Here is a 12,478-nt window from a genome sequence, read left to right as displayed (position 1 = left end):
ACTAAAAATAAGTGTTTCATCTTTCACATTCTTGGACATCAGGTCTCGCATCCATAATCTTTTCCAGATTCGCTGAGTCACTACCCAAGTCAATAATCTGGGCAGGACAGGCGTAAGGCTGTAATGTAGCAAATTCCTTCATTGCTTCCACCCCACTGGTTGATGCGAGTGGAGGCCTATTCAAAGCAAAAATTATCTAATCGATCATTGAAATAAGTTCTTTCCCCTCAATCTTTTAGATAGGCAATTACATGAATAAACAAAAAAAAAGCCGCTGCTTTAGCGACTTTTATATGAATACCTAATCTCCAGAAAGTATTCTATGAAAAATATTTCCCTGAGTGCAGATCTTCTATTTCTTGAGAAAGTCTTTTAGTATGTAACTTCATAATTCTCCAACCTCCATACTTACCCGTAATCACTGTTCTTTTCGTTTAAAAAACATCTTGCCTACCATAAGTCCCATAGCCGATGAACAGATCAGATATCCAAAGAACAAGAAAAGTAAATAAACACCATGAAGATCTGCAGGAATCTGTTTCAAACCTTCAAACCAAGCAAAACGAAAAGGATAAAAGATGACTACCCAAATGATCAGCAAGAAAAGAAGAAAATTAATTATTTTTAGCACAATAATGATCCTTTCAAGCTTGAGTGGAAACAGTTGAATGTATATGCTTCATCTTTCATTTCGCATTACCTTACCACTGCCCGCACTATATTAGTTAGCTTATGTATTAGGGTTGATATGTTGAATCTATAAATAATTACTAATTATAACAGGAAACATTAGGAAGATGATCGTTACGGCAAAAAGAAGCCCTTTCTTTTGGTGGAACGAGCTTCTTTTTGCGTTTCACGATAACACTTTATGCTTACTGGACACCAGGCGCGTTTTCATTCGTAGTTAAATTTGATCTTTTCTTCTTTCTTGGCTGCCCTTTCCAGGACAGATATGTCCAAATCCGTAGCAAGTACTCGACAGGACCATTGCTAAATTTCTTAAGATATAGCGGACTGAGCCACAATTGAATAACGTAGACAGCAAGCGCAATAATTGCTCCGATAAACACGCCAGCACTTCCAAACAGTCCCAGGCCATATCCATAGAAAATTGTTGTACAGATTACGCTCTGCATCAGATAATTCGTCAACGAGAGACGGCCGACCGCCTCGAACCTGCCCATCAGGCTGAAACGGCGGTTTCCAGCATACAACAGCGCGAATGCGTATATGTATCCGAGTGCAAGCATCGCTCCTCCAAGCGTCCCCCCGATTCCGATTCCGAGCCAACCTTCCGCACCCAATTGTGGTGCCAATACACCGTATGCTTTGAGTATCAAACCTACCGGAATCAATAATGATGCCCGGCGAAGATACATAGCTCGCATCGTTTGGGGATCGCTAAACGTGCCTATTCTGGCAGCGTGCATGCCGAGCAGGAACATCGGCACCGTCATGAGTGGTGCTAACATCAGGGCTATCAGGGCAAATGACAGCTCCAAATCCCCGCCGAATGGATCGCCGTTATTACTGAAATTCCTGATTTCCGCGTATGTGCCGTTGCCGTATACATCCTGACTTTGAATGATGTAGTTCTCCATATGAATGGACTCAATCGCCAGCGGGTTCATCGGATTAGATGCCGGGAGACCAAGTATGCCCGCTCCCACGAGTAGCAGTACCGCCCATATGAGCAGCGTTCTGGGTTTCCGATTAAGGAACATGAGCAAGAAGAAACCGAGTACACCATAAAATGTAAGGATATCCCCTTCCCACAGATAGATGATGTGCAGTAATCCGATTCCAAACAGTAGTAGAAAACGGCGTGCCAGATGACACTTTGGTCGTAAATCTCGTGATTTTAGGCTTTCCGAGAGCTTAACCATTCCAAAGCCAAACATAAATGCAAAAATCGGCATAAAACTTCCCACCACAGTGATCAGCAGGAATGAGAGGAAAGCCTGATCTGCCCCGCCAATCCCGAACAGTTGGGGTTTGCTCTGGCCATACATTCCATATTGGAAAGCCAGCATATTCGCCAGCACAATGCCGACCAAACTGAATCCACGCAGTCCATCAATGACTTGAACGCGCTTTTTTGATGTGCTCAATCAATCACCTCTGTCTATAACATAAAGATCAGATCTAAATATACGTTAAATCCTTCCATAATTTCAACATAAATTAATAAGCGAACGTTTATATTTTGATTTACTTTGACGTACCAATAAAACAAAAACAAAAAAAGTCGCTAAATTTAGCGACTTTCAGTTTGAACACCTTAAAGAGTGACAATAATCGGACCATTTTTAGTAAGAATAATGGTATGTTCTATTTGAGCTACATAGCTGTTTTTAGTAACAAAGGTCCAGCCATCTCCAGTTTGGACTACTTCTTCTTCTGAAGTTGAAATAAATGGCTCGAATGCGATAACCATACCTTCTTTTAACAATTCATCATCCGATGGATCATTATAATTATAGATGTGGTCAGGTGCTTCGTGTATTCCACGTCCAACACCATGTCCTGTAAGGTTTTTGATAACCGTTAATTCATGCTGTCTAGCAGTTTGGAATACGGCTTTCCCGATTCCGCTTTTTTTGGAGCCTGGTTTTGCCTTTTTAAGACCTGCTTCAAATGCCAGTTTAACAACGTCGCATATTTTCGTTAACACTTCTTCACCTTCGCCTACGACAAACGAGAGTCCCGTATCTGCAAAATAACTGTTCTTGGAGCCCGACACATCAATATTGACGAGGTCCCCTTCTTGAATAACCCGATCTCCCGGAATACCATGTGCCACTTCTTCATTAACACTAATACAAGTAAATCCCGGGAAATTATATTCACTTTTTGGAGCAGAAACTGCGCCAGCTTTCTCAAAAAGCTCTCCTGCCAAATCATCAAGTTCTTTAGTCGTTATGCCTGGGATGGTTCTTTGAACCAATTCATCTCGAATAGAAGCTACAATTTTGCCAATTTCCTTCAAGCCATTAAAATCTTCTTCTGTTCTTGCGATCATTTTTTCTTACCTCACTATCTTTTATCATTAATTGATTACATAAGTGTTATCTTTGATTGCACATTAGATAATCATATCCAAAGCAGCAAAGCTTCGCAACTTTTTTATCAACATTATGAGTGTGGTTATTCTCTTGTACCTTCGTATTATTGAAGTTCAATTCTCCATCCCTTCATATATTCTGCGCCATAAGTGAGCGTATAGTTTTGAAGTAGTCCTTGTATGGTGGTTATCTGTTCTAGAATAGCGTTACTACTAGTCCTGACGATAAATACAGGCAAGATATCGTTTTCCCTGAATTGGTTGAGCAGCCATGTCAAAACTTGAAAATCGTCACGGTTTGCATTATCCAACGTTTCTTCAAATCGAAAAATGTTGTTGGGGCTTACGTTATTTTCCTGAAGGATCTTCTTAAGATACGCATGTGAATCACCTTTTACTAATTCAGATAGCTTGATCAAATATGGAGAAGTTGAATTTTGTTCATCATGTCCAAATATATCGATGTGAATCCATTTATTTAGTTCGCTGTTTACCGTCTCAGGAATTTCAAATAATCTACGATGTCTTGCAAAAACTAATGCTGGATCGATGATTTGCCTACAGTGATCATTCATCTCCTGTTTCTTTTTATGTTGTTCACGAAATGCTTTCGGTCCTTCAGGGAAAATCTTATTAAATCGTTGATAAAAATATCTAGATGAAGAAAAACCACTCTCAATTGATATTTCTACCAGACTTCGATCTGTCGTCAATAATTGTTTGATTGCGTGCTCAATGCGCAAGTAATGAAGCAAGTTTTGCAGCGTATCTCCTATTAATAACTTGAATTGTGATGATAAATAATCCAAATTCAAATATTCCTCTGTGTGCTTGGCGATATCATTCAAAGATGCCTTGTTAATAAACCCCCTATTATTGAATAAGTAATCATATATTCTTCCTATTCGTTGCAGCTTGGTTGGGTTCCCTTCGAACATTCTTTTCGCATCAAAATTCATAATAAGCAGGTCCAATAACTGTTCGAATGTATTCTTTAACGTTAAAAATGGCATCTCACTCTTAGTTACAATTGGAGTTATTAACATGCATATGGCCTCAATGATTCCTTCTGCTCGTTCTAAACCTAGATATGCTCCAGGGCTAAATTCATGCGCAAACCAGACATAGGATAAATCAGGGTAATATTCCTTTGCAAATGCAGCATCGATATTTATTTGGAGGACGACATTGTTTTCATCGGTCTGCCATAGACGGTGAACTTGATTGATATTGAAAATTTCTATTGTACCAGCACCTAATGTCCTTTGCTCATCTGCAATGGCAACATGAATGCTACCTTCCAATATAATCACCACTTCAATGGAATTATGCCATCGGAACGGTTCATCTTTGAACTTTAGAAACTGTACATTCATGGGAGAACTGTCGGTGAAATAACCCCTACCACTCATCTTGTGATCTCCTCCTTCCACTCCAATCCAACGAGTCGCAAGCAACATACAAAGGAAATCTAAGAAATGAACCCACAACTCAAAGAAATGTGAATTGTCCACGCTTCTGCATTTTAGGAAAATAAATGATAGAACATCAACAAAATCTTAAATGAAGGATTGGGGAGATATGAATGAACCAAATTCAAATCACACAGCAACTTAATGCACAACAACAAGAACAAGTTGCTCATTTATTTTACGAAGCTTTTCCATTGAAAGTAACACATCGTTGGTTTTATGCAAAAACGAAAAAACAAGCAGTAGAACTATTAGCTCAGTCTATTCAATTTGAACAGGGCATTTACGCATTAAGAAATGAAGAAGTAGTTGGATTTCTCGGTTACAATTTAGGAAAAAAAGCGTTCACACCTGCCAATTATGCAGCTTTTCGGAACGTGTACTCCCCAGTGGTAGCGACTTGGCGATTTTTATTTTATGCGTTTTATTTGAAATTTCATTTGTATCACGAACATGTATTGCATATTGACCCTATTGCCGTATCTGAAGAAGCACGTGGTCATGGCATAGGTAAATTGCTATTAATTAAGTTGGAGCAAGTCGCAAGAAATAAGCAAATTACTATAATCAATCTAGAGGTCGTCGATACGAATCCTTCAGCACAAAAATTATATGAGCGGTTCGGTTATATGCTTAAAAAAGAACTGAAATCGGGCCCGTTTACTGCCAAGGTAGGCTTCAAAAAAGTGATATTTATGCAAAAATGCTTATCGAGCACCCATTCATCAATCAAATCAGAACAAAGGAGGCCAAGCGGATCTTGTGTCCACGTTAATAGCAGCAACCATTTCTTTTAAACGCTCTGATGACAACATACCGATTTCTTGCTCAACACGCTTACCATCTTTGAATAAAATGGTTGCAGAAATGCTCATAATCTGAAAACGTGACGGGATTTCCACTTTGTCATCCAAGTTAACTTTAACAATAACAACTTTAACATCTTCCGTGTTTTCCTTAGCTTAAACATGTTCCCTCCTTTCATTAGTGTGATGGAAACATGGGAATGGATTATAAGAAGCTTAATGAGGATACTTCGAACGATACAGACGAATAGGATTAGGACAGTAGAAAACGAGCGCATCCATGTTTAGGATGCGCTCTGAACTAGCTGTTCATGGAGATGCTTTTGGCCCATTCAGTGACTCTTCGACTACTTTCTTCTTCCGATAAATCTTCAATCCGGGTAAGAATAGACCAGCGTACGCCAAAAGGGTCTAGTATACTTCCGAATCGATCACCAGACGCAAAGTTAATAATCTCTTCTCTTACTTTCGCCCCTCTGGATACGGCGGTTGCAATGGTTTCATCCACATTAATGACATAAATCCCTAAAGAATAACATGCATGATCTTGATCTGGGGGCAAAGCCAATTGATATGCCGGGTTTGCAGCCCCCAGCTGTAAAAAACCATTTCCAAAATCTAATTCGGCATGAACAATAATCTTATTACGATTTCCATCTGGATGCTCAGTGATATCTTTCACCCTTGCATTGAAAACAACTTTGTAGAACTCTATTGCTTCAGAAGGGTCTTTCACTGTTATAAATGGGGTAATCGATGTAACGCCGTTAGGTGTACCCTTGTTAGTATATTTTCCTGATACTGCCTTGTGTTTTGTCTGTTCACTCATATGTTTACTCCGCCTTCCTTTTCAGTAATCCGAGATTGTCAACATTATAAAACAACTTCACTGACATCTAGTGTCAGTGAAGTTGTTAAAGTTGATAGTATTCCATTAACTCGGATACAACAGCAACAAGTCTGTCCTTCAAACGCTGTGGTTCGATGACTTGAATGGACTTCCCATAGGATAGGAGAAAATAGGGGACGTATGTATCAATTGATTTTTCATCAAATAAAAAGATGGCTTGATTAGAAGTCCGCTCTTTCAGATAATGTCCCATAAACCAGTGCAGCCCCAAGTCATCCAATGCCTCTGATCGGCCTTTGATAACCAAGGAGATTAACCCCTCTTTGCCCCCTACATCAGGTAATAAATTTTGCAGAAAAAATTCACGGGCTGAAAAGGCTTCCGAACGCTTAAAGCGGAGCGGAGTAAGCTTGATTCGCAGAATACGATCTGCCCGAAAACTGCGGAATTCATTTCTCAAGTGGCAAAACGCAATGGTATACCATTTATTATTCCAGTAAACCATTCCATACGGGTCTATTATTCTATTCTTGGGTTGTTCTTCACGGCTTCTGCGATAATCAATTTCGACAGAGCAATCATTAGCCACGGCTTGCTCCAATTCCGCCAAGATCGGCTGAACGGATGGATCTCCCATGCGATTGATAACGTTAAACCCGGCTAAATGACGGCGAAGTGTGTTTTCCTGATCCTGATTTGTATACATTTTCAATTTGGATGTTGCATTGTCCAATGCCTCACTCAAAGGATATCCAGCTTCTTTTGCAAACACAGCAGCTTGGAGAAGTGCCTTTTTTTCATCGATATCAAATAACAGAGGTGCTTTGATATGCTGATTCAGCAAGCTATACCCGCCGTTGTGACCTGTATCGGAAATGATCGGTACTCCACTGGCACATAATGCATCAATATATCGATATACGGTTCTTATATTGATTTCTAACTTTTCGGACATCTGTTTTGCAGTTACTTTGGTGCCTGAATTCAGCATCCATAGAATGGCTAACATATTATCGTTCTTTGGCATAACCTGCATCCTCATCTTCAGTTCATTATTGGATATCTCTACATTATATCAGTACAGCATATTTTACATAAAACAACTTCGTTGGGCGATACTACCTAGAAATATATTCTCCGGTTTGGAGCGAAGGCCAATGAAGAAATCCACAACTAATATTAATACCTCCGAGGTCATTATTGTAGTTATCAATTCAATACTCGGAGCTGGAATTCTAACACTCCCTCGCACAATTAGTAAAGCAGTAGGGACACCAGATGTATGGATTTCTGTCATTTTATCAGGATTAATTGTAACCACAATCAGCATCCTCCTTGTAACCTTGTGTCGTAGATTCCCCGGTAAAACGGTATTCGAATTTATACCCGAAATCACAGGTCAGTGGATTGCTTATCTATTGGGACTTTTAATTATCGTGTATTTTGTTGTTCTTTGTTCATTCGAAGTTAGAGTCATGGCCGAAATTACAAGTATGTACATCCTTGAGCGCACGCCTACTTGGGTCACCATTATGGTCAGTTTGTGGATTGGTATTTATATGTTAACGGGTGGTCTTAAGGTCATCATCCGGGTCTTTTCAATCGTGTTGCCCGTTACGCTTGTGTTGTTAGCCCTGGTTTTCCTTTTAAGCAGCAAGATGTTTGAAATTAATAACCTCAGACCACTCCTGGGCGATGGATTCATGCCTGTGTTGAAAGGTCTTAAACCTTCGTGTCTCTCCTATTCTGGATATGAAGTTTTACTCATCATCACAGCTTACATGGTAGACGTGAAAGCAAGCAATAAAGCTGCTATATACAGCATACTTAGTTGTACGATCATCTATTTGGTCACGATTGTTACCGTTGTAGGAAACTTATCTTTGCCAGGAATTCAAACACGAATGTGGCCAACGTTCGACATGGTTCGAAGTTTTGAAATTGAGGGGTTTCTTTTTGAGCGATATGAATCACTGTTCATTGTGTTTTGGCTGATGCAGATCTTTGCAACCTATGCTTTTAAACACTATTTTGCGGCAATCGGGATCCGAGATTTGTTTCGTCTCAAAAATATTACGAGCATACAATTCGCCATGTTGCCAGTCTTGTATGTAATTGCTTACTTGCCTAAAAACCTGGAGGAAACGTTAGCTTTGGGTGATTTTCTTGGCAATATGTCCATTTTTTTATTTGGCTTGTTACCACTGCTACTGCTAATCATTAGTTTTGTTCGTAAAAAAGGCGGGAAGCAGGCTTCTAGTGAAGCACTTAAGACAAGCTGAATGTTTGGTTCTTATTGTATGTAGACAGTAAAAAAAGAAAAAGCCGCTAAAATAGCGACTTTAATGGGAGTATATTTTCTTCATTATTTATTAAAAGTAACCTTTTCTGCACCGCCTTCAAAAATGATGGATGTGTCCCGCGGCTTCGATTCCGCAATTTTACGGCCACCTCTGTAGGAATAAAGTACGCCGGCTTGTTTGCGAACAGCCTCATATTCGTTCTCTGCTTCAAGTACGATGAAGTTAGCAGGTTTACCTTCTTCAATACCGTATACATCCTCAATGTGTAACGTTCTTGCGCTGTTTTTCGTAATGAGGTCGATCGAATTCACGATCTGGTCGTAACCAAGCAACTGCGAAGCATGAATCCCCATGTGCAGTACTTGCAGCATGTTGCCTGTACCGAGCGGATACCAAGGATCAAAGATGTCATCATGACCAAAGCACACATTCAGACCTGCTTCCTGCAACTCTTTGACACGCGTCAGCCCTCTTCTTTTTGGATACGTGTCGAAGCGTCCTTGCAGGTGAATGTTAACCAGCGGATTGGAGACAAAGTTCAAATCGGCCATCTTCAGCAAACGGAACAATTTGTACGTATAGGCGTCATTATATGACCCCATCGCTGTTGTGTGGCTTGCCGTTGTGCGTGAACCCAGTCCACGTTCGTAAGCTTCCTTGGCAACGACTTCAACAAAACGGGATTGCTCGTCATCGATTTCATCACAATGGATGTCGATCAGACGGTCGTATTTTTCGGCCAGATCAAAGGCAACTTTCATTGAATCAACGCCGTATTCCCGTGTGAATTCGAAGTGTGGAATGCCGCCGACCACGTCAACGCCCATTTTCAGTGACTCTTCCAGCAATTCTGCCCCGTTTGGATAAGAGTGAATGCCTTCTTGTGGGAAAGCAACAAGCTGAATGTCCATATATGGAGCCATTTCTTCTTTGACTTCAAGCATCGCTTTAACTGCGATCAAGCTTGGATCGGTAACGTCCACATGAGTCCGTACATGCTGGATACCCTGTGCCAATTGCCACTTGAGTGCCGTTTTGGAACGTGTTTTAACATCCTCATGTGTTAAGAAAGCCTTGCGCTCTGACCAGCGTTGGATGCCTTCGAACAGCGTTCCGCTTAGATTCCATTCCGGCTCGCCTGCGGTGAGCGTTGTATCGAGATGAATATGCGGCTCAATAAACGGTGGCAGCACAAGCGATCCGTTGACATCCAGGATCTCTTCATTCTCGGTCACTTCCAGCGATTGTGTAATTCGTTCAAACTTTCCGTCTTTCACAACGATATTCCATAGTCCTTCTTTACCCCGCAATTTTGCGTTCTGTATAATCATTTATTTTCCCCATTTCTTTAGATTCTTTCGCAGGAACAATCAGCATCAAGACGATATAGGCCACTGCTGTACCAAGCAGTGCGTTCAATGGTGTTACGCCAGGAGCCAGTTGGGCAAATGCCACGCCGATGGCCCAAGCCACCATCGCTACCCAGTTTACATTTTTGAATGACATGTCGGCAAATGGCTTATAGTTTCTACGTTTCACAATGAAGTAATCTGCGATAATAATAGCCCCGATCGATGGTACCGCCGCGCCCAGTACGTTCAGAAAACTGACGAAGTTGTTGTACATCCACATGGCGAATACGGTACCCACGATACCGTTTACGACGACGAAGAATTTCTTTGAGATTTTGGTGATGTTCGCAAAACCAAGACCCGAAGCGTACAGTGCATTATCGTTGGTTGTCCAGATATTCAAGCCTAGAACGATGATTGCCGGGATGATCAATCCTTGCAGGAACATGACCTCCGAGATATCGGCCAAGTTATATGCCATTGCACCAACTGCACCAAACAGAAACATGAGTGAGTTACCCAGGAAGAATGCAATCACTGTTGCGGTAACTGCCTGTTTCGATGTCCGGGAAAACCGGGCAAAATCGGGTGTCAGCGTTCCGCCGCTTATGAATGATCCGATACAGATCGTTAATGCTGCCGCCGCGGTAAGCGATTGAGTCGGCATGTAATCAAGCAACCCTTGCAGACCACCCAGCGAACCTGCACCTTTGAACATGGAGTAACCACCGAGAATGGCAATCGCAGGAACCGCGATATATCCGAGAATGACGAGTGACTTCATGCCAAAGATGGCTGATGCCGTCATGGCAAGTCCGAACACGATAATTAGCAGGTACACGTTCCAATCCATGGCTTTGGCGACTGGAATCGCGAACATGGCTACGCCTACTCCGAACCATCCGACTTGTGTGAAGCCTAGCAGGAATGAAGGCAGATACGACCCTTTCGCACCGAACGCATATTTAGCGAGCAAATGTGTCGACAGGCCCGTTTTGGCAGCGATATGTGCCAGTGCCCCTGTGTAGATACCGAGCACCAGATTACCCGCAAGCACGATGCCAATGAACTCCATGAACGTCAAGCTTACTCCCAACGTGCCTCCTGCCAGCATGCTTGCTGAGAAAAATGTGAAACCGAGCATGACGGATAACGTCTTCCAAAAGTGGTTTCTTTGTGATTTCGGCACAGCTTGCCATGAAAACTCTTGATCTTGTTTGCTCATCAGAATACCCCCAACGTAAAGTGTATCTGATACCAAAAAAAGCAGAAAAAAGAGGCTACTCGTCAAGTTATACACTGACAAGTAGCCTCTTTTTGCATCATAATCCGCGCGAAGACACAGAGCATCCCATGACGGGATAAGCCCTGATTCTCGCGTGATTATGAAATCCGCTGCCCTTGCCAGCCTCTCTGGACTGAATTAAAGGTACCAGTATTCAATTACATACTATTATTTTGGAAAAACCTGCAGTTGTCAATGTCATTATTATCCAAAGGTTATTAATTCCTTATACAGCTAGATGCACGCATTGACATTTGTACAAATAAATTCACTGCGTTTTTTTCATTGTAAGCCGCTGAAAAGGCACCTATAATTACGTTGTAATTGATAATGGTTATCAATTAGAAAAAGAGAACTCAGGGGGAAACAATGATGAACAGTACAATTAAGAAACACCTATTCATATGGGGAGCATGCTTCCTTCTTCTATCCATCCTTGCAGCATGCAGCCGTTCGGAAAGCGCCTCCTCACAAGAAGCTGTGAAGACCAACGAACAAACGACAAAAAGCTATACAACCCAAACAGACGAAGTGATTGAAATACCCACTCAACCACAACGAGTGATCTATCTGGGTTCAACACTTGGAGATCTTCTGGCCATGGATATTCCCGTCGTTGGAGCCAATCTGATTCATGCTTCCGAAAGCTACATTGTAGACCGATTGGAAGGTATTGAGGATGTCGGGAACCCTGGTGATTTGGAGGCAATTACGGCCTTGCAGCCTGATTTGATTTTGAATGGTTATAACCAAGATGCTGACCGGAACGCTGCTTTTTCGAAGATTGCGCCTACCATTCCGTTCAACTCGGCGTTGCCATTTACTGAACGCGTACGTGAGCTTGGCAACATTTTTGGCAAACAGGATGAGGCAGAGCAATGGATCAGCAGATTTGATACAAAAGCGGAAGCGATGTGGGACAAGCTGAATGTGGCAGAGGGCGAGACAGCGACCATCTTCTTGCAGTTGGGTAAACAGCTCTATGTGATGGGTAATCGCTCCTTGGGTGTAGTCTTGTATCAAGAGCACGGATTTTCAATTCCACCAGCAATTCAGCAAAACATTATCGACAAGGACCAAACATTTATCCAACTTTCGGAAGAACTAATGCCGGACTATGCAGGTGATCATCTCTTTGTCCTAACGCTCGATAATGACGAAAGCCGAGCTGAATCTGAACGCTTGTTACAGAGCACCTTGTGGAAAACGTTGCCTGCCGTTCAGCAAGGACACGTCTATACAGCTTCAGCCGAATGGAATACCGACAACCTGCTGGCACTGGAGCAATTACTTGATGAATTACCGAAATGGATGAATCAATAATAGCGCATTGATGATGGCGT

Annotated in this window: 12 protein-coding genes; 3 read left to right on the top strand and 9 right to left on the bottom strand. The window is 41.8% G+C overall.

What is annotated here, in order from left to right; translation table 11 throughout:
- Positions 1-16 precede the first annotated feature (16 nt).
- The 4 genes from C161_RS33320 to C161_RS15350 all read right to left on the bottom strand — a co-directional run bounded on the left by C161_RS33320 (position 17) and on the right by C161_RS15350 (position 4,479).
- Positions 17-142: a hypothetical protein gene (locus C161_RS33320; RefSeq protein WP_268745227.1), complete on the bottom strand. Its 126-nt coding sequence runs from the start codon at positions 140-142 to the stop codon at positions 17-19.
- A 733-nt stretch (positions 143-875) separates the two neighbouring features.
- Complete coding sequence (locus tag C161_RS15360; protein WP_036671234.1) at positions 876-2,114, bottom strand: DUF418 domain-containing protein; 1,239 nt, start codon at positions 2,112-2,114, stop codon at positions 876-878.
- A 170-nt stretch (positions 2,115-2,284) separates the two neighbouring features.
- A complete protein-coding gene (gene map, locus C161_RS15355; protein ID WP_036671233.1) occupies positions 2,285-3,025 on the bottom strand; it encodes a type I methionyl aminopeptidase in 741 nt (246 codons plus the stop codon).
- 146 nt (positions 3,026-3,171) lie between these two features.
- On the bottom strand, positions 3,172-4,479 hold the full coding sequence (locus C161_RS15350) for an AraC family transcriptional regulator (RefSeq protein ID WP_036671232.1): 1,308 nt from the start codon (positions 4,477-4,479) through the stop codon (positions 3,172-3,174).
- 173 nt (positions 4,480-4,652) lie between these two features.
- Here C161_RS15350 and C161_RS31560 point away from each other — a divergent pair, with 173 nt between their 5' ends.
- Positions 4,653-5,336: a GNAT family N-acetyltransferase gene (locus tag C161_RS31560; RefSeq protein WP_051449761.1), complete on the top strand. Its 684-nt coding sequence runs from the start codon at positions 4,653-4,655 to the stop codon at positions 5,334-5,336.
- On the opposite strand, the gene C161_RS33485 is transcribed toward C161_RS31560, so the two are convergent.
- The 3 genes from C161_RS33485 to C161_RS15335 all read right to left on the bottom strand — a co-directional run bounded on the left by C161_RS33485 (position 5,274) and on the right by C161_RS15335 (position 7,222).
- Entirely contained in the window at positions 5,274-5,441 is a 168-nt protein-coding gene (locus tag C161_RS33485) for a hypothetical protein (protein WP_425435239.1), read from the bottom strand. The genes C161_RS31560 and C161_RS33485 overlap by 63 nt on opposite strands.
- A gap of 205 nt (positions 5,442-5,646) precedes the next feature.
- Positions 5,647-6,174 (bottom strand): VOC family protein, encoded by a 528-nt coding sequence (locus tag C161_RS15340; RefSeq protein ID WP_036671230.1) that lies wholly within the window; start codon positions 6,172-6,174, stop codon positions 5,647-5,649.
- A gap of 85 nt (positions 6,175-6,259) precedes the next feature.
- Positions 6,260-7,222, bottom strand: coding sequence for a helix-turn-helix transcriptional regulator (locus C161_RS15335; protein ID WP_036671227.1), 963 nt, complete (start codon positions 7,220-7,222; stop codon positions 6,260-6,262).
- A 130-nt stretch (positions 7,223-7,352) separates the two neighbouring features.
- Here C161_RS15335 and C161_RS15330 point away from each other — a divergent pair, with 130 nt between their 5' ends.
- Positions 7,353-8,477 (top strand): GerAB/ArcD/ProY family transporter, encoded by a 1,125-nt coding sequence (locus tag C161_RS15330; RefSeq protein ID WP_036671226.1) that lies wholly within the window; start codon positions 7,353-7,355, stop codon positions 8,475-8,477.
- Between the two features lie 83 nt (positions 8,478-8,560).
- Here the strand turns inward: C161_RS15330 and C161_RS15325 are convergent, their stop codons facing one another.
- Together C161_RS15325 and codB are read right to left on the bottom strand one after the other, a co-directional pair.
- Positions 8,561-9,829, bottom strand: coding sequence for a cytosine deaminase (locus C161_RS15325; protein ID WP_036671224.1), 1,269 nt, complete (start codon positions 9,827-9,829; stop codon positions 8,561-8,563).
- Positions 9,798-11,075: a cytosine permease gene (codB, locus tag C161_RS15320; RefSeq protein ID WP_036671222.1), complete on the bottom strand. Its 1,278-nt coding sequence runs from the start codon at positions 11,073-11,075 to the stop codon at positions 9,798-9,800. The genes C161_RS15325 and codB overlap by 32 nt, the downstream gene beginning before the upstream one ends.
- Positions 11,076-11,504: 429 nt before the next feature.
- Here codB and C161_RS15315 point away from each other — a divergent pair, with 429 nt between their 5' ends.
- A complete protein-coding gene (locus C161_RS15315; RefSeq protein ID WP_327196795.1) occupies positions 11,505-12,458 on the top strand; it encodes an ABC transporter substrate-binding protein in 954 nt (317 codons plus the stop codon).
- Positions 12,459-12,478: the final 20 nt, after the last annotated feature.

Source organism: Paenibacillus sp. FSL R5-192, assembly GCF_000517845.1.
Lineage (GTDB): Bacteria > Bacillota > Bacilli > Paenibacillales > Paenibacillaceae > Paenibacillus > Paenibacillus amylolyticus.
This window is presented reverse-complemented; position numbering and strand designations above follow the sequence as displayed.